This window comes from Paraburkholderia sediminicola (assembly GCF_046030555.1).
GTDB classification, from domain to species: Bacteria; Pseudomonadota; Gammaproteobacteria; order Burkholderiales; family Burkholderiaceae; genus Paraburkholderia; species Paraburkholderia sediminicola_E.
On the sequence record NZ_JAQQCH010000042.1, the window covers coordinates 1 to 17,791 of the forward strand.

The 17,791-nt window shown below is 62.8% G+C and carries 19 protein-coding genes; 13 read left to right on the forward strand and 6 right to left on the reverse strand.

All coding sequences use genetic code 11. The features are described 5' to 3' along the window. Nucleotides 1-316 precede the first annotated feature (316 nt). A complete protein-coding gene (arsC, locus tag PQQ52_RS33155) occupies nt 317-676 on the forward strand; it encodes an arsenate reductase (glutaredoxin) (protein WP_408221016.1) in 360 nt (119 codons plus the stop codon). A 26-nt stretch (nt 677-702) separates the two neighbouring features. Here arsC and PQQ52_RS33160 read toward each other — a convergent pair whose 3' ends face one another. Next, the gene (locus PQQ52_RS33160; protein WP_408221018.1) at nt 703-1,686 is read right to left on the reverse strand and encodes a sulfonate ABC transporter substrate-binding protein; all 984 of its coding nucleotides are present in this window, start codon (nt 1,684-1,686) and stop codon (nt 703-705) included. A 227-nt stretch (nt 1,687-1,913) separates the two neighbouring features. Here PQQ52_RS33160 and PQQ52_RS33165 point away from each other — a divergent pair, with 227 nt between their 5' ends. Both PQQ52_RS33165 and PQQ52_RS33170 read left to right on the forward strand, forming a co-directional pair. After that, on the forward strand, nt 1,914-3,290 hold the full coding sequence (locus tag PQQ52_RS33165) for a GntT/GntP/DsdX family permease (protein WP_408221020.1): 1,377 nt from the start codon (nt 1,914-1,916) through the stop codon (nt 3,288-3,290). A 141-nt stretch (nt 3,291-3,431) separates the two neighbouring features. Continuing rightward, complete coding sequence (locus PQQ52_RS33170) at nt 3,432-3,722, forward strand: DUF1272 domain-containing protein (RefSeq protein ID WP_408221022.1); 291 nt, start codon at nt 3,432-3,434, stop codon at nt 3,720-3,722. A gap of 85 nt (nt 3,723-3,807) precedes the next feature. Here PQQ52_RS33170 and PQQ52_RS33175 read toward each other — a convergent pair whose 3' ends face one another. After that, nucleotides 3,808-4,011 carry a zf-HC2 domain-containing protein gene (locus tag PQQ52_RS33175; RefSeq protein WP_408221024.1) on the reverse strand — a complete coding sequence of 68 codons (204 nt, stop codon included), beginning with the start codon at nt 4,009-4,011 and terminating at the stop codon, nt 3,808-3,810. After that, entirely contained in the window at nt 3,998-4,606 is a 609-nt protein-coding gene (locus tag PQQ52_RS33180) for an RNA polymerase factor sigma-70 (RefSeq protein WP_408221026.1), read from the reverse strand. The genes PQQ52_RS33175 and PQQ52_RS33180 overlap by 14 nt, the downstream gene beginning before the upstream one ends. A gap of 449 nt (nt 4,607-5,055) precedes the next feature. Between PQQ52_RS33180 and PQQ52_RS33185 the strand changes: the two genes are divergently transcribed. The 4 genes from PQQ52_RS33185 to PQQ52_RS33200 all read left to right on the forward strand — a co-directional run bounded on the left by PQQ52_RS33185 (nt 5,056) and on the right by PQQ52_RS33200 (nt 7,173). After that, a complete protein-coding gene (locus tag PQQ52_RS33185; protein WP_256737959.1) occupies nt 5,056-5,187 on the forward strand; it encodes a hypothetical protein in 132 nt (43 codons plus the stop codon). A gap of 545 nt (nt 5,188-5,732) precedes the next feature. Next, nucleotides 5,733-6,017: a hypothetical protein gene (locus PQQ52_RS33190; protein WP_408221028.1), complete on the forward strand. Its 285-nt coding sequence runs from the start codon at nt 5,733-5,735 to the stop codon at nt 6,015-6,017. A gap of 11 nt (nt 6,018-6,028) precedes the next feature. Beyond that, nucleotides 6,029-6,298, forward strand: coding sequence for a DUF6723 family protein (locus PQQ52_RS33195; protein ID WP_408221030.1), 270 nt, complete (start codon nt 6,029-6,031; stop codon nt 6,296-6,298). Between the two features lie 320 nt (nt 6,299-6,618). Then, the gene (locus PQQ52_RS33200; protein ID WP_408221032.1) at nt 6,619-7,173 is read left to right on the forward strand and encodes an NADPH-dependent FMN reductase; all 555 of its coding nucleotides are present in this window, start codon (nt 6,619-6,621) and stop codon (nt 7,171-7,173) included. Between the two features lie 90 nt (nt 7,174-7,263). On the opposite strand, the gene PQQ52_RS33205 is transcribed toward PQQ52_RS33200, so the two are convergent. The 3 genes from PQQ52_RS33205 to PQQ52_RS33215 form a co-directional block, all read right to left on the reverse strand. Beyond that, the gene (locus tag PQQ52_RS33205; RefSeq protein WP_408221034.1) at nt 7,264-8,283 is read right to left on the reverse strand and encodes a hypothetical protein; all 1,020 of its coding nucleotides are present in this window, start codon (nt 8,281-8,283) and stop codon (nt 7,264-7,266) included. Nucleotides 8,284-8,498: 215 nt separating this feature from the next. Then, complete coding sequence (locus tag PQQ52_RS33210; RefSeq protein ID WP_408221036.1) at nt 8,499-10,787, reverse strand: hybrid sensor histidine kinase/response regulator family protein; 2,289 nt, start codon at nt 10,785-10,787, stop codon at nt 8,499-8,501. Nucleotides 10,788-10,907: 120 nt separating this feature from the next. Continuing rightward, entirely contained in the window at nt 10,908-11,219 is a 312-nt protein-coding gene (locus PQQ52_RS33215; protein ID WP_408221038.1) for a hypothetical protein, read from the reverse strand. 238 nt (nt 11,220-11,457) lie between these two features. Between PQQ52_RS33215 and PQQ52_RS33220 the strand changes: the two genes are divergently transcribed. The 6 genes from PQQ52_RS33220 (at nt 11,458) to shc (ending at nt 17,791) form a co-directional block, all read left to right on the forward strand. Continuing rightward, entirely contained in the window at nt 11,458-11,826 is a 369-nt protein-coding gene (locus PQQ52_RS33220) for a response regulator (RefSeq protein ID WP_028195969.1), read from the forward strand. Continuing rightward, nucleotides 11,819-12,442, forward strand: a complete 624-nt coding sequence (locus PQQ52_RS33225) for a chemotaxis protein CheC (protein ID WP_408221040.1) — start codon at nt 11,819-11,821, stop codon at nt 12,440-12,442. The genes PQQ52_RS33220 and PQQ52_RS33225 overlap by 8 nt, the downstream gene beginning before the upstream one ends. Continuing rightward, nucleotides 12,439-13,377, forward strand: a complete 939-nt coding sequence (locus PQQ52_RS33230) for a sensor domain-containing diguanylate cyclase (RefSeq protein WP_408221042.1) — start codon at nt 12,439-12,441, stop codon at nt 13,375-13,377. Before PQQ52_RS33225 ends, PQQ52_RS33230 begins: the two co-directional genes overlap by 4 nt. A 265-nt stretch (nt 13,378-13,642) precedes the next feature. Beyond that, entirely contained in the window at nt 13,643-14,491 is an 849-nt protein-coding gene (gene hpnD, locus PQQ52_RS33235) for a presqualene diphosphate synthase HpnD (protein WP_408221044.1), read from the forward strand. Between the two features lie 4 nt (nt 14,492-14,495). Then, entirely contained in the window at nt 14,496-15,767 is a 1,272-nt protein-coding gene (gene hpnE / locus PQQ52_RS33240; RefSeq protein ID WP_408221046.1) for a hydroxysqualene dehydroxylase HpnE, read from the forward strand. Further along, the gene (gene shc, locus PQQ52_RS33245) at nt 15,764-17,791 is read left to right on the forward strand and encodes a squalene--hopene cyclase (RefSeq protein ID WP_408221048.1); all 2,028 of its coding nucleotides are present in this window, start codon (nt 15,764-15,766) and stop codon (nt 17,789-17,791) included. Before hpnE ends, shc begins: the two co-directional genes overlap by 4 nt.

A 17,791-nucleotide genomic window follows, 5' to 3' on the forward strand; every position in this document is an offset into this window, starting at 1 on the left:
GACTGGGACTGGGACTGGGACTGGGACTGGGACTGGGACGAAGGCGCACCGCGTTCACGCATCCAAAGGCAAGCCCACCCAATACGAATCGAAGCGTCCTCCCCGGGCCGCGCATAAGCACGTAACGACAATCTCTAGCCGGCGCTTTATGCGCATAAACCGAACGACACCCATCACCGAGAGACATGCCCCTTTCCCGACCAAACAAAACCCGATCGATCCGCGTCGCTTATTACCTCAGCCGACACCCCGCACCCGCTAAAATCCCCACAAAACTTCCTGTAACCCAACACAAGCAACGCCCATCTAAACACCCATGATCACCATCTACCACAACCCCCGCTGTTCAAAATCGCGCGCCACGTGCGACTTAATCGCTAGCACCTACAACAGCGCGCACGAACCAACGGAAATCGTCGAATACCTGAAGCAGCCGCTCACGGTCGCGCAGTTAAAAGCACTCAACGCGCAGCTAGGCTGCACGGTCCGCGAGATGATCCGCGACACCGAGGCCGAATACAAAGCGCTCGAACTCTCCGACACTAGGTTGAGCGACGCTCAGTTATACGAAGCATTGGCAAAACACCTCATCCTCCTGCAACGACCAATCGTCGTGCGAAACGGGCGCGCCGTGATTGGCCGCCCGCCGGAAAATGTCGAAGCGCTATTCGATTAGGCGTCGAACAACACGGCTTAAGCGACTTACGCCTTGGCCGGCAACGCAGCGTCCTTCGTCACGATCCTTGTCGGGATGATGCGCAGTTCGCTGAACGTGTCTGCAATACGTTGTTGTTCTGCAAGTACGTTCGCGTCGACGGGTTTGTAGATGTGCGCGTAGTGCCGCAAACCCGCTTCGATCACGCCTGCGTCGAGCCCTTGAATCGGCGCGAGCTGTGCGGCTGCTTCGCTATAGTGGCCGCGCACCCATGCGCCCTCCTTACCCACCTCGTCCATCGTGATCGCGAGCACGTCGCCGTTCTGCTGCGCAAACGGTCGCGCGCTCAGGAAGAACTGATGGTGACTCACGATCCCTTCGGCGTCGGCGAGCAAGCGGGCATTTGACTGGCGTTTTGCGGCCTCGAGGAACGGATCCCAGATCGCCCATGCGTCGATCGCACCGCGTTCGAAGGCCGCACGCGCATCGGCGGGTGCCAGAAAAACGGGTTGGATGTCGCTGTACTTCACGCCGTTCTTCTGCAACGCAGCGACCAGAAACCAATGAACATCTGAGCCTTTGTTGAAAGCGATTTTTTTGCCCTTCAAATCGGCCAGCGTTTTGATCGGCGCGTCTTGGTGCACGAGGATGCCTTCGGCGTGCGGCGTCGGGATCTCATAGGCGGTGTAGACGAAGTTCGCGCCGGCCGCCTGCGCGAACACCGGCGGCGCCTCGCCGACATAACCGAAGTCGATCGCGCCGACATTCAATCCTTCGAGCAACTGCGGCCCGGCGGGAAACTCCGTCCACTTGACCGTGATGCCAAGCGGTGCGAGCCGCTTTTCGAGCGTGCCATGCGCCTTCAGCAACACGAGTGTATTGGCCGCTTTCTGATAACCGATGCGAAATTCTTTCGCGTGCGTATCTGCGGCGAAGACTGATGTGGAGATAACGGGCAAGGCCGCGGCGGCCAGCGAGGCGCCCACGCCGGCGATAAACGCGCGGCGATTGAGCAGCGGATGACGGGGCATAAAGGTGCTCGATAAAAAGACGGACGCAAAACGGACCGATTGGCTCCGACGATAATTCGTCTGCAAGCCTGGACGAACCGATAAATTCGCATAAGCAAATCACGCCGGAAGGTACGTGACACGCCAGTGGTCCCTTTCTGCGCGCCTGGCAGCGTCAAGCCGTCGTGCCCCGCTACAATCCGTTATCCGCGCGCAGTCGCGGCTGCGTCAACCGAAAAAGGGACATCGTGCATCTGACGACAACACTCTCGCCGTGGTCATCCCACGACACTCAACTGATTTTGTCGTGCGTGCTCGGGCTCGCACTGATCATCGTTTTTATCAGCGTGCTGAAGCTCGCGCCGTTTCTGTCGATTCTGGTCGGCACGTTCGCGGCGGGTTTTTCGGCCGGACTGCCGCTGGAAGCGGTAGCCAGCGCATTCAGCAAAGGCGCCGGTGCGTTGCTCGGCGACGTCGGCATCATCATTGCGCTCGGCGCGATGCTCGGTGCGCTCATGGCGGAATCGGGCGCTGCCGACCGGCTCGTCTCCACCATCCTTAAACATTCCACGCCACGCACGCTACCGTGGATGATGGCACTGGTGGCGATCATCGTCGGCTTACCGCTTTTCTTTGAAGTCGGCCTGGTAATGATGGTGCCGATCATCTTCGTGATGGCGCGCCGCTCGCAGCAGCCGATTCTGCGTATTGCAATTCCCGCGCTCGCGGGCATGACCACGTTACATGCGCTGCTGCCGCCGCATCCGGGTCCGCTGATCGCCGTGAGCGCGTTGCATGCCGATCTCGGTCTGACGCTCGGTCTCGGTCTGATCGTCGCGATTCCTGCGGTCATCCTCGCGGGCCCGGTCTACGGCATCTGGTTGTCGAAACGGATGCACGTGGTCGAGCCGGAAGAAATGGGCAAGCTTTTCACCGCGCACCAGGATACTGGTGAACCGCCGAGTTTCGCGATCTCGCTCATGACGATCCTGTTGCCGGTCGTGTTGATGCTGGGCCGCACGGTCGCCAAACTTCTGCTGCACCCCGAGACCTTCCTGTTCAACGCACTCAACTTTCTAGGTGAGCCGCTGGTCGCGCTCGGCCTCACCGTGTTGTTCGCGGTGGTGGCGCTGGGCTGGTCGCGCGGCATGGCGCGCGACCGGGTCGGCGGCATTCTGCGCAAAAGCTTGCCGCCGATCGCCGCGCTCTTGCTGACCATTGGCGCAGGCGGTGGTCTCAAGCAGGCGCTGGTGGTGGCCGGCATCAGCACGACGATCGGCAAAATCGCCGTTGGCGCGCACATGCCGCTGATTCTGCTGGCGTGGCTGATCGCCGTTGCGCTGCGTCAGGCCACCGGTTCCGCGACGGTTGCGACCACTACGACTGCCGGCATCGTCGCGCCGGTCGTGGCGGGCCTCAGCACGACTCATAATTCGCTGATGGCACTCGCGATCGGCGCCGGTTCCGTGTTTTTCTGCCACGTGAATGATGCGGGCTTCTGGATGGTGCGCGAGTACTTCGGGCTGCAATTGAAGCAGACGGTTCTGGTCTGGTCGGTGCTGCAGACGATCGTATCCGTCGTCGGCCTCGTATTGACGTTCGCGTTGTGGACCTTGCTGACCTGAGCGCGGCATAGGAATCGCAAGCAATGGCAGGAATTGACGCTCAACCGTCAATTTCGCGTATGCCCGTCCGCTTACACTGCTTCGGTGTAGACACGCGAGGTGCAGTCCGGCACCTCGCTTTCCTGCCAATGCGGAGGCACCATGCTCGAACTGAGACCGTCCTGCGAAGGATGCGGTAAATCACTGCCGCCGAACGCGCCCGATGCGATGATCTGCACGTACGAATGCACCTTCTGTGAAGTGTGTGCGCTCAGCACGCTGCGCAACGTGTGTCCGAACTGCGGCGGCAATTTCCAGCATCGGCCGATCCGCACGCGTGCACAACTGGTCAAGCATCCGGCTCGCGCCGAGGCGCATCCCGTCGCTATCGATGAAGCATCGCACGCAAGCTTCTTCGAGCGCTACCGGAGCACGCCGCCCGGCGAACGCTAAACAAAGCCATCAGCACGAGGCGGCCGCCGTTCGTCGCAGCCCTCGGCTCTCGTTCAATGCACCACTCAAGCCCAGCCGCCACGCGTCAATCGTCGCCGCCACCCGTGCCCGGCGCCGCAATCCCGCTCAACGTGTGCGCAGCCACGCGCAGCAGCCGGATCTGCTTGCGGTAATTGCGGCAGCCGCTGCAAGTCGGCAGATGCAGCCGGATCGCGACCCATTCGCCGGTCGTCAAAGGGCGGTCGAGCGCGTCCGACAACAGGCGCGTGATGTTCTTACACTTCCCCATTCGCATCCTCTCTGGATAGGCCCTTTTCGCTCAGGCAAGTGCGCAAACGCAGCCGCGCGCGGTAGATCAGCACGCTGCAGTGATTGGCGGTCATCTGCAGTTCGGCGCAGATCGCTTCAGTTTCGAGATCGAGGAATTCGCGCATCATGAACACGCGCCCGATGTGCTCGGGCAGGTGCTCCAGACACATCTCGAACAAGGTCCAGAATTGCTGCTGGCGCAGCGCGGTTTCCGGCGCCGGCCAGGGTTGCGGCTTGGTCTCACGCGACCAGTGACCGTTGTCCTTGAAGAGTTCGCGATCGAGTAGCGCTTCGCCGTCGATTTCGGATTCGAGCGCCGACAGGTTCACCGTGCGCTGCCGGGCGCGCAAGGTGTCGACGAGCTTGTGCCGGAGGATGCCAAACACCCACGTCTTGTGCTCCGATTGCGCGGCAAAGCGGTCGGCCTGCGTCCAGGCGGCAGCGAGGGCTTCCTGGACCGCGTCTTCAGCGGCAGCGGCATCGCGTAATTGCAAACGGGCGAAGCGCAACAGGTCGCGCCGCAGTTGCGTCAGATAGACGGGATCGTCGAGCGCCGGCGCGCTTACTTGCGCCATGGCATGCTCCGTCGCCGGGCTCGCGATTGCCGCCCTTTTTTTCCTGAATCGCTGTAGTTCATAGGTGAGTGGGTCTCCTCGCGCACTTTCCGGACGCGTGCGCCATTCTCCCGCACGTTCCTGCGCAAGCGAATCGGTATTGAACATGTGCCCGCCAGTAGCGATGACCTGATGACTTTAGTCGTGCCACAGCAGGCTTTATGACGGCAAAAAACATTATTGCGCAAAATGAAATCAAGGCTCTGATGGTGAACCGTAACCTGCCAGTGCGCGAGCGAGACGTGCAGCCACGTACGTCTCAAACTCGTACCAAATACGCGCCGTGATTATTTCACTATTTGAAAAAAAGTCTTCCTGTCTTCGGTGTTTTTACGCGGACACTGAATCGCTATTCTTCAGTCTATCGATCGCATCAGATCGCAAACCAAACGCTGAAGAGGAGCCGCACCATGAAACGCATTCTTACCGCCCTGATCGCTTCCGTCGCCCTGTTTGCTGCAGCTTCGGGCGCAGCCCAAGCCGCTGCACCGGCCCAATGTAACGGCCCGGCATCGTATTGCAACGTGTTCTTCGGCAACTAATCGTCTGGTGGACGCAGCCGGAAGCATGTCCGGCACACGTCTGCCGATGAAACAGGTTTTCGAAATCAAAAAGGGCGCCTTTAGAGGCGCTGTTTTTGCATTTGATCCGACAGGGTCGACGGGGCCGGGGAAGACATCCGCGGAACATGGCTGCAGGCCCATTCCATCGCCGTGCAAGCCTCACGAAACAAAAAGCGGTAACAACACCCCGACACGCTAAAGCAACACTCGCGCCCGGCACGCAAATGCGTCTAATGCTCACTCTTCTAACGTGTTACAGTGAGCCAACAGCTTGCAGTTCTCCTGCGCGTCTTGCGTAGTCCCTCAGGCATCAGCCTCTCATTACAGCGCCCTGAATCGAACGGGGTCCTTTCCTTCTACTTCGCTTTACGGTGTCGTCGGCGTGGCCTGACAGGCGCGACCGCGCTTTACGCGCATCGTCGATCAACACCTTGTTTTTCGCTGAAACGCAGCGACTCACCCGGCGTCACGCCGGGCATACAGCGACACGTTCCAAGCGAGATCCTTCACTGGAGACGACCACCATGAGCAATACGATCAGAAGTTACCGGGGCCTCGAGATTTATCCACTGGTTTATCCGCACCAGCCGCGCTCTGCCGATGGCGCCCGCCACTACGATGCGGGTTTCGACGCCTCAGTCCGAATCTGCCGCCGCGGCTCCGACGACACTGTGACCGGCAGCCGCGTTTTTCAGGTGCCCAGCCGTTCTCCGTTTGGCGCGGCCGGCGACGCGCGTATTGCATCGGCGAGTTACGCGGAGCGGGTGATCGACGGCATGGTTGCTGGCCAGTCGATCGCCGGGCTTTGATGCGCGCGCCGATGGCAAGTCACGTTTCCAGGCGCGCACAGGGCGCGAATTCCACGCCGCTGACTGGCCGCGCGAACTATCAGGTCGCCGTGTCGTCGCGTCGAACCTCCAGCGGGACGGTGCCGACACTGAAAGTGATGCGGTTGAGCGACGAGCGCGTGATCTACCCCTTTCAGGGCCACGCGGACATGCCGTTTTTTGAAAACGCCGACGCGGCCCAACTGTTTGCTGAGACGTACGGCTGGCAGCTCGTGGATGGCGACATCGCCGTCCCGGAATGATTGCTTCGACCTATGCCGCACGGCTGGATTTTTATCCGCGCGGGCAGCGAAGAACATCCGTTTGCCTCAAAACGTCCTAGACCGAAAGCATGCTTGATTGACAAGGCAAAACTACCAGTTATCCACAAGGTTATTCAGTAAATCTGTGGATAACTTTGAGTGCCGCCGGGTTATCCACCGGCAGCATTTTCGAGGCCTGGTCGTGCGCCGCCAGAAGCGGGGCGTTTTTCACCTCGCCGTCGTTATCCCGCGCAGCTTTGCCTATGATGGACAGTTCGTACCCTTTCGCGCGTCAAGCGCCTCACCTCAAGGAAACGAACATGGCCTATCACATCGCAGTTGTCGTCGGCAGTCTGCGCCGCGAGTCGTTTAACCGCCAACTGGCGCAAGCCGTCATTTCACTAGCGCCCGCCGACTTCACATTCGAATTCCTCGATATCGGCTCCCTGCCGCTTTATAGCCAGGATTACGACGCCGACTATCCCGAAGTCGCCAAACACCTGAAGCAGCGCATCGAAGCCGCCGACGGCCTGCTGTTCGTCACGCCTGAGTACAACCGCTCCATACCTGGCGTTCTGAAGAATGCACTCGACTGGGGCTCGCGGCCGTGGGGCACCAATTCGTGGGCAAACAAGCCCGGCGCGGTGATCGGCACTTCCGTCGGCGCGACTGGCACGGCGCTGGCGCAACAGCATCTGCGCAATGTGCTGGCGTATCTCGATGTCCCCACACTCGGCCAACCGGAAGTGTTCATCAAGCACGATCCGGCGGTCATCAATGAGAAGGGCGAGATCCTGAACGACGGTACGCGCAAGTTTTTGCAGACTTTCGTCGACCGCTACGTCGCGTGGGTCAAACGTCAAACCGCTGCCTGACGGCGACTTCGGGGATACGTCTTACAGGGGAAGCGGCGCCGGTGCCACGACTTCACGGCACGCCGGCGCTGCTACTGCCATTGCACCTGTCTAAACGTGGTGATGCCCCGTTACCCGTTCCCAGCCGTGACGCACGGCGAGCTTGAAGCGCTCCCACGTACTGTCCGGCGAGGTGGTTTCCCAATGGCGCCGCGCTTCCGGCTCGACGTCGTCCCACGGCTGGTCGCGATAACGCGCGTCGCGAGCGATTTCCGCGCCATAGCGGTAGGCCGGCACATAATCTTCATAGCGCGCGTTCCCGGCTGCGTATTGCTCGTCGAAGTGTGTGCGGAAATCCTCTTCGTATTCCAGATACTCGTTTGGCATCTGGCCGCCTAAGCCCGCGGTCGGCTGTCCCGCTTCGGACACGACTTCCGACGGCTGCAAGATCGCGCCCGAGCCCGGCATCGAGCCGGCGGCGATCGCGGTACGCCCCGCATCGCCGACCAGCGGATCGGCGACTGGCTCGTTGATCGGGTCGCGCATTGGCCGCTCAGCCAGCGGCGGTGGGACGAACGGCTCGGCGTCGGTGCCCATGAGCGGCGGCGGATAGAGTGGATCGGCCGTGGTTGCGGGCCGCGTGGTCGAACCCGGTGTTGCAACGCCGGGCGTCGCAACGCTCGATGTATGCGGTGTGCCGGGCGTCACCGCGCCGATACCGAGTTCGTCGAGTATCGAATGATCGCGGCTCGATTCCGGCTGCGAGTCTAAATCGGGCGAACGTTCGCCGATGTCGGTCGCGCCCAGCCTCGTCAAGGTATTGCGCGCAAGTTCCGCGTGCGATTCGCTCGCCGCGCTTACGCACACCAGCACGGCGCCGCGGCGCACGGCTTCCGCATAGCGGGCCGTATCCGGCGCGCGAGAACTCGTCGCAAACAGGCTCGACAAAAAGCGCTCGATATTGGCGAGTACGCCGGAACTGGCAACCTCATCGGTTGCGGAGCCGACAGAGGGTTCTGGATTTGCCTGTAATTCGATCGTTTCACGTGCAAAACCAGTCTGCACAAGCGTATCGCGCGCGACTTCGGCTTGAGAATAGGTGTCGAATAAACCAATCACGGTGTGTCGCATAGCTGTCTCCCGGCGTATTAGGTGGAACGGACGGCGTGACGACCCGCTGCCCTTCCTCCCTAAAAACGTCGCAACGATCATGCCGGGGCCGGCACGATGCGCCTGCACGCCCGCTATCGCCAACTTGCGACGATTCGGTCACGGAGGGCGCGGCATGCTACGCCGCGCTTTTTTACAACTGCCGGTAATTGGCGGCGACGCTGAAACGGCAGGCTTTAACCGGCCGGATGCGCCGCCGCGGCCGGATCGGCGCCCGTTTGCGCCAGTTCGCGCTGGATCGCTTGCAGGAGCTTTTCCAGCAACGCGATATCGAAAGGTTTGGACAACACCCGCACGTCCACGTGCCGCGCACGGTCGAGTTCTTCCGCATAGCCGGTGACGAGAATGACCGGCAGCCTGGTGTCGAAAGCCTGTACGGCTTCGGCCAGGTCGATGCCGTTCATCGTGCCGGGCATGTGGATGTCCGACAGCACCAGATCGAACGGCAGCGGCTCGCCAGTGCGCGCTTGCCTCGCGTGGGCGTCGTCGAACAGGCGCAGCGCGGTATCGGCATTGAACACGCACGTGACCTGGTGGCCCATCATCTGCAATAACGCCTCGGTGCCCGCGGCGACTTCGTCATTGTCCTCGACCAGCAGGATGCGCAAGCCGTGCGGCACGCCGCTTTCTTCGACGCCCGGTTCTGCCGGCGATTCGGTCTCAGGCTCGGCCGTGGCACGCGGCAGATAGAGCCGCACCGAGGTGCCTGCACCGATTGCGCTGTCGATCGCGGCCAGTCCGCCGGAGCGCTCGCAGAAGGCGAAAACCTGTGGCAGCCCGAGACCCGTGCCCATACCTTTCGGCTTCGTCGTGAAAAGCGGTTCGAAGGCACGCGCGAGTACTTCAGGCGGCATGCCGCCGCCTGTGTCTTCAAGCGAGAGCTGCACGAAGTCGCCGGTCAACGGAAAGCCGTCCTCGTGGCGGAAGTTGATATTGGCGGCTCGCACGGTGAAGCGGCCGCCGTTGGGCATGGCGTCGCGTGCGTTCACCGCAATGTTGATCAGCGCCAGTTCGAGCTCGGCCACGTCGACACGCATCGGCCAGATGTCGACGCCGATATCCATCACCAGCGAGATCTTCGCGCCGAGCGACGCGCGCAGCAATTCGCGGCACGCCGGCAGCCACCGCTCGAGTGCCAGCGTTTCGTTGCGCAACGGCTGCTTGCGCGCGACGCCGAGTAATTGCCGGGTCAGCGACTGGCCGCCCTTGAGCGCCCGTTCCATCGCCGACAACTCGCGATCGAGCCCTGGCGTGCCGCGCCGCCGTGCGATCTGCACGTTGGCCGAGACGATCATCAGCAGGTTGTTGAAATCGTGCGCCACGCTGCCGACCAGATTGCCGAGCGCCTCCATCTTGCGCGACTGGCGATACGCGGATTCGATCGAGCGGCGCATCGAGGCTTCGGCCTGCCAGCGCTCCCACGCTTCCTCTTCGGCGCCGAGACGCCGCAGCGATAGCCAGATCACGCACCACAACACGATGGATGGCGTGAACATCGACAGGATCAGCACGCTCAGGTGCCGGTACCACGCGGCCCAGATCGCCGAGGTGCGATAGCCGCACGACACGTACACCGGATAGGCGCCGACGCGGCGGAATGCGAGGATCACATTGTCGTCGTCGATGTCGGAATGCATCCGCACGACGCCCGCTCGCCGTCCTTGCGCGAGGGCTTCGGACAGTGGCGAAGTCGGCGCCATGCTCATCGGCTCGCGCAGGCGGCGCGGATAATGCGCGAGGACCGCGCCGTCTGTGCGGAGCAGGCTCATGGTCATCGGCGTACTATCGCTGCCGCCGAGCAGTTCCCGGTAGAACGCATCGAAATAGCTCGGCCGCAGCGCGACCGAGACGACCCCGGCAAACGAGCCATCGGCAGCGAGCCGCTCCACGCCCGTGTTGAACACCTGCTCGCCCACGACATGCCCCGTCATCACCTTCGAGACATGTTCGAGGCCCTTGCCGTCGCGAATGCCGATGAAATCCTCGCGATCGGCAATCGACAACACCGGCGCGGGATAAAAACGACTGGTGGCGAGCAGAGCGCCCTCCCGGCCGAAAATCGAAACGGCGGCCACTTGCGGATAGCCGCCGCCCATGGTGCGAAGCTTTTCGTGAATCTCGCCTTCCTGAGCGCGAATGCCGTTGTCGTCCAGACCTTGTGTCAGATCGACGATCCGCGCGTCCAGCGTCTCGTTCATATCGAACACTTTCAGCGCGTGTTCTTCCGTCACGCGCACGGTGCGCAGCGTCATGTCGGTCGCGTCGGCCATGCGCCCGCGCAGATCGCTGAACGCCATTGCCGCGACGTACACGCACGGCAGCACGATGGCCGCGACCAGCAGCGCGATCAGCGTGATGCGCCGGACGTGGAAATTCTGTTCCGGCACGGCTGGGAACCGCGCCTCGTCCTGGCGGCTAGCGGGAGGGCGGCTCGCTTCGGACGGGTCGAACCGGTCTGGTGTCATGGTCGGTAACGCAAAGGTCGTTCGGGACGGAAGTCAGCTTCATGCGTAAAGCATAGACATGCAGCGGCAGTACTGGTTACTGTGACGAAGGATCGCCCCCCGATTTGTCCACCGTTTGAATCAGTGACAAATCGAGAAGCGCAAACGTACACAAAAGTATAAATGTAAAAGAAAGCCTTCAAAATCTACCGAAATATCTTCAAAAAATGCATTTAATAGGAAAATCTCTTTAGCCAATACGAATTTGGCGAGTTGCCTTTCCGCCGTTTTGCTTCGAAAATCGATGCCATCATAAATAATGTGTCCGCCATGTTCGGATGCATCTGCCGCGAGGGCCGCCCGACAACGCGCACAACGCGTGGCCGGGGGCGCTCGCGGAAACAGGCGCGCGGCAAGGGGACCAGCCCGATCCGTGAAGCCGCGCGGATTCATCTACGGGGTAGGCTTCGAACATGCCGGTCATAGCCGTCGTCCACCGTGCTCGCACGCATCGATGCGCGCCCACGGGTTCCGTCAAAAGCGCCTCGCTGCGCGCTTTCCCCGCTCGTTTGCAAGCTGCATTCTCGCAAGCTTCAGCCCGCTTTACCGCTGGTCGACAGTCAGCGCGCTAAAGAAACCCACTCTACCCGCCGTTAACGCGCAAGAGCTAATTCCGCTTACCCACCCGCCCATGCCTTTGCCTATTGTGATCGCCGACGATTCGTTGCTTGCCCGCAAGGTGCTCACCAAGGCATTGCCGCCGGACTGGGATGTCGACGTGTCCTACGCCACGAACGGGCGCGAAGCGCTCGGCCTGTATCGTGAAGGCAAAGCGTCGGTGATGTTCCTCGACCTGACGATGCCGGACATGACCGGCTATCAGGTGCTGGAAGCTTTGCAGCATGAGGACCTGAACACCTTCGTCATCGTCGTCTCCGCCGATGTTCAGCCGATGGCCCAGTCGCGCGTGCGCGCGCTCGGCGCCGCCGCCTTCATCGCCAAGCCCGTGACGCCCGAGGCGGTACTACCCATCCTCAAGGAGTACGGGTTGTATGTCTGAGCCAGTCCTCACCGAAGACCAGCGCGACGCGCTGCAAGAGGTCGCCAATCTGGCGATGGGCCAGGCCGCGACGCGTCTCGCGCGCCTGCTCGATGCGTTCATCGAATTGTCGGTGCCGCGCGTGAAGGTGGTCGCGGTGAGCGAGGCGGCCCAGGCGCTGCGCGAGATGACCGGAATCGAGGACACGGTGAGCGCGGTGCGCCAGGGCTTTCGTTCCGACATCAAGGGCGAAGCGCTGGTGATCTGCCGCAGCGACAGCATCGACCAGTTGTGTTCGCTCGTGAGCGATCCGTATTCGCGCTCGAGCTACGAGGCGGTGAGCCAGAAAGAACTCGTGTTCGACGTCGCGAACGTGCTGACGGGCGCGTGTGTCTCGTGCATTCTCGACCAGCTCGGACGCACGCCGGTCTTCTCCGCGCCGGGCCTGCTCGGCGAAGCGATGACGCTCGACGAAGTGTTTCAGCCCGGCATGTTGCAATGGGAAGTCGCGCTTCTGGTCGAAGTCAATTTCGCGCTCGAGGACCAGAGTTTCCGCGCGCACCTCGTGATGCTGATGGCTGAAGAATCGATTCGGCACATGAACGAGGCGCTCGACGAGCTGTTGTCCAGCCTATGAATGTGCCTGTGGAGTCGTTGAGCGATCTGGTTGTGGAACGTGTCGGTTTCGGTATCTTCGTGCTTGATCGTGACATGCACGTGCTCATGTGGAATCGCTTCATGCAGGATCACAGCGGCTTGTCGCCGGAGCAGGTGGTCGGCAAATCGATCTTCACTCATTTTCCGGAATTGCCGCGCGTGTGGCTGTCGCGCAAGATCGAAAGCGTGTTTCAGCTCGGCAGTTTCGCGTTCAGTTCGTGGGAGCAGCGCCCGTACCTCTTCAAGTTCGATCACGACCGGCCGATTACCGGCGGCGTCGATTTCATGCAGCAGGACTGTACGTTCATGCCGTTGATGCGCGATCGCGAAGTGGTGGCCGTATGCGTGACCATCTCGGATGTCACGCATGTCAGTATCGTGCAGCGCGAACGTGAAGATGCGGTTGCCAAGCTGCAGGAATACGCGGACCGCGACGGGTTGACGGGCATTGCTAACCGGCGTTACTTCGAAGCGCGCCTGCGCGATGAGTACACGCGCTGGCAGCGCTACGGCGGCGAGATGTCCGTGCTGCTGTTCGATCTCGATCACTTCAAGAAAATCAACGACCAGTTCGGCCACGGCGTCGGCGATACGGTGCTGCGCGTGATGGCGCAGCGGGTCGCCGAGGTGGTGCGGGCTCAGGACACCTTCGGGCGTTTCGGCGGCGAGGAATTTGCCTTGCTGTTGCCGTGTACGCCGCTCGAAGACGCCATGCGGGTCGCGGAAAAGATTCGCCGCACGATTGCCGACACGCCGGTCGACGTGCAGGGCACGAGCGTGCCGGTGACGGCCAGCGTCGGCGGCGCGGCGGCGCGCGTGGGCGTGCCCGCGTACGACGTGCTCATCAACGAAGCCGACGCGGCGCTGTATAGCGCGAAGCGGCAAGGACGCAACCGCTCGGTGGCGTTCATCTGATTTTCCGGACAAGCACGGCGTTGCTGCGCGCACCGCGTGCTGTGCGGGGCGCCCGACACGCACTCAGCGGCGAGTCAGCGTCTCCTTCCGGCCCCTTATTCGCCCGCAAACTGCGGCATCTCACAAAGGTTGTTATACTTTTCGCCGTTTCCGGCATCCCTGCCGGGTGTTTCGCGCGTGTCCGTGCGCGCGGGCCGCTTGCCCTGCGGGTAGGCATTAAAACTTCTTGAACGCCTTTCAGCGGGCGCCTCCAGCGGAGATCGTCTTGGCTGTTTCCAATCTTGTCGTGGACGATACAGAAATTGACGCCGCTGCCGCCACGTCCGGCAGCTCGTTTTATCTCGCGATGCGTATCCTGCCGGCCGCGCAGCGCGATGCGATGTATCAGGTCTACGCGTTCTGCCGCGCTGTCGACGATATCGCCGACAGCGACCTGCCGCGCGCCGAACGCGCCGCCGCGCTCGAGCGCTGGCGCGCCGACATCGACGCGTGCTACGCCGGCGCACCGCGCGCGTCCCTGCGCGCGCTGACGCGGCACATTCATACGTTTCACCTGCAACGCGAAGATTTTCACGCGATGATCGACGGCATGGCGATGGACGCCGCCGAGGATATCTGCGCACCCGACGAAGCCACGCTCGATCTGTACTGCGATCGCGTCGCCAGCGCGGCGGGCCGCCTGTCGGTGAGGATATTCGGGATGCAGGAAGAGCCGGGCCGGTTGCTCGCGCACCATCTGGGCCGCGCACTGCAACTCACCAACATCCTGCGCGATATCGACGAAGATGCCGGCATCAACCGCTGCTACCTGCCGCACGAATTGCTGGCGCGGGAAGGCATCGCGGTGACGAACCCGGTGCAGATCGCAGACGATCCATCGCTGCCGCGCGTCTGCGCGACGCTCGCCGAGCGCGCCAAGCAGCATTTCGCCGCCTCCGACGCGATCATGGACCGCGAGCCGCGCAACCACGTGCGTGCGCCGCGCATCATGTCGGGCGTCTACCGCGTGCTGCTCGAACGCACGCTCGACCGCGGTTTCGATATTCCGCGTACGAAGGTCAGCAAGCCGAAACTGCGCTTGCTGTGGATCGTCGCGCGCTACGCGCTCTTCTGAGCTGATGCCAAAGCTCATCCATGTGATCGGCGCGGGCCTCGCCGGCCTCGCCGCCGCGGTGCAATTGCAGCGCCGCGGGGCGCAAGTCGTGCTGCATGAGGCGTCGCCCCAGGCGGGCGGCCGGTGCCGTTCGTATTACGACCCCAAGCTGGGCGCGACGATCGACAGTGGCAACCACATGGTGTTGTCCGGCAATTTCGCCACGCTCAACTATTTGCGCGCAATCGGCGCCGCCGACGAGCTGGTCGGCCCGGCCCAGCCCGAGTATCCATTCGTGGATCTGGCGACGCGGGCGCGCTGGACCGTGCGCATGTCGCCGGGCCGTCTGCCCTGGTGGATCTTCGACCCGAACGCACGCGTGCCGAACACCGGGCCGGGCGACTATCTGGCGCTCGTGCCGCTGCTGTTCGCCAAGCCCGGGCGCAGCGTGGCGCAGACCATGCGTTGCAATGGCCCGCTGTGGGACCGGCTGCTGCGACCGCTGTTTCTCGCGATGCTCAACGTCGAGCCGCGTGAAGCGTCGGCGGAGCTGACAAGTGCGATGGTCAGGGAGACATTGGTCGCCGGTGGACTGGCGTGTCGGCCGCTGGTGGCGCGCAACGGGCTGGGCAGCGCCTTTGTCGACCCGGCGCTGCGTCTGCTGCAGCATGGCGGCGCGGCAATCCGGCTCGGCTCGCGCCTGAAGGACATGGTGTTTGACGACACAGGCCCCAGCCGTATATCGGCACTGAATTTTGCGGACGAAAGCATCGCGATCGAAGCCAACCAGGCCGTGGTGCTCGCGGTGCCGCCGGAAATTGCGCAGACGCTCTTACCCGGCTTGCGCTCGCCGAATCGCTTCGCGGCGACCGTCAACGTGCATTTCGCGGTCGAGCCGCCATTCGGTATGGCGCCGGTCACCGGGCTGCTCAATGCGACAGCCGATTGGCTGTTCGCCTTCGAGGGCCGCGTGTCGGTCACGGTCAACGCCGCTGAGCGCCTGCTCGACACACCGCATGAAGCGCTCGCGAAAACTATCTGGGCCGAAGTGGCGCAGGCCGTCAATTTGCCGGCCGAGCCGATGCCGGCCTGGCAGGTCGTGGTGGAAAAGCGCGCGACGTTTGCCGCCTTGCCGGATCAGGAAACGCTGCGCCCCGGCACGCGCACTCGCTGGAACAACTTGATGCTCGCGGGCGACTGGACGGCCACCGGCCTGCCCGCGACGATTGAAGGCGCGATCCGCTCCGGCCAGAAGGCCGCGGACACGCTGCTGAATCAACCGATGGAACGCCGATGAACGACTTATCTCAAGCTCAGCCGCTGGACGCCATCCTGCCTGAATTCGCCGATGCGGCGCCGGGCGCTGCGCCCGGCACTGCGTCGCAAGCGTCCGCACCGGCGCTCGACGCCGCGATCACGCGTGCCACCGACGCGATCCTCGCCGCGCAGAAGCCGGACGGCCACTGGGTCTACGAACTTGAAGCCGACGCGACGATTCCCGCCGAATACGTATTGCTGGTCCACTATCTCGCCGAAACGCCGAACCTGGAACTGGAGCAGAAGATCGGCCGCTATCTGCGCCGCATCCAGCGGGCGGACGGCGGCTGGCCGCTCTTCACCGACGGCGCGCTCGACATCAGCGCCAGCGTGAAGGCGTACTTCGCACTGAAGATGATCGGCGACTCGCCGGATGCCGAGCACATGGTCCGCGCACGCGAAGCGATCCTGGCGAACGGCGGCGCGGAAACGGTGAACGTGTTCACGCGGATTCTGCTCGCGCTGTTCGGCGTGGTGTCCTGGCGCGCCGTGCCGATGATGCCCGTGGAAATCATGTTGTTGCCGCAATGGTTCCCCTTCCATCTGTCGAAGGTGTCGTACTGGGCGCGTACCGTGATCGTACCGTTGCTGGTGCTGAACGCGAAGCGGCCGGTGGCGCGCAATCCGCGCCGTGTACGTATCGACGAGTTGTTCCGCGGTGCGCCGGTCAACACCGGCATGCGCGATCGGGCGCCGCATCAGCACCTCGGCTGGTTCCGCTTTTTCCGCGGCGTGGACGTCATGTTGCGCGCAATCGACGGGCTGTTCCCGAAGGTGACGCGCGACCGTTCGGTGCGCGAAGCGGTGAAGTTCGTCGACGAACGGTTGAATGGCGAAGATGGGCTCGGCGCGATTTTCCCGGCCATGGCCAACTCGGTGATGATGTACGACGTGCTCGGCTATCCGGCCGATCATCCGAACCGCGCAATCGCCCGTCAGTCGATCGAAAAGCTGCTCGTCATCAAGGATGACGAAGCCTATTGCCAACCGTGCTTGTCGCCAGTGTGGGATACCTCGCTCGTGGCGCACGCGCTGCTCGAGACCGGTGAGGCGCATGCCGAGCAGGCGGCTGAACGTGGGCTTGCATGGCTGCGTCCGCTGCAGATTCTCGACGTGCGCGGCGACTGGATCTCACGTCGCCCGAACGTGCGTCCTGGCGGCTGGGCGTTCCAATACAACAACGCGCACTATCCGGACGTCGACGATACGGCGGTGGTCGCGATGGCGATGCAGCGCTCGGCGGCGCTGACGCAATCGGATGTCGACCGTGAAGCCATAGCGCGGGCGCGCGAATGGGTTGTCGGCATGCAAAGCAGTGACGGCGGCTGGGGCGCGTTCGAGCCGGAAAACACGCAGTACTACCTGAACAACATTCCGTTCTCCGATCACGGCGCCTTGCTCGATCCGCCGACCGCGGACGTATCGGGCCGCTGCCTGTCGATGCTCGCGCAACTCGGTGAATTTCCGCCGGGCAGCGAGCCGGCGCAGCGCGCGTTCGACTACATGCTGAAGGAACAGGAATCGGACGGCAGCTGGTACGGCCGTTGGGGCTTGAACTACATCTACGGCACGTGGACCGCGCTGTGTTCGCTGAACGCCGCGGGTATGCCGCACGACGATCCGCGCATCAAACGCGCGGCGCAGTGGCTCCTGTCGATCCAGAACGAGGACGGCGGCTGGGGTGAGGGCGGCGAAAGCTACAAGCTCGACTATCGCGGCTACGAACGTGCGCCGAGCACCGCGTCGCAAACCGCGTGGGCGCTGATGGGCCTGATGGCAGCGGGCGAGGTGAATCACGAGGCGGTGGCGCGTGGCGTCGCGTATTTGCAGCGTGAACAGCGCGAGCACGGCCTGTGGGACGAAACGCGCTTCACGGCGACCGGTTTTCCGCGCGTGTTCTATCTGCGTTACCACGGCTATCGCAAGTTCTTCCCGTTGTGGGCGTTGGCGCGCTTCCGCCATCTGACACGCAATGGGCTGACGCGCGTTGCGGTCGGGATGTAA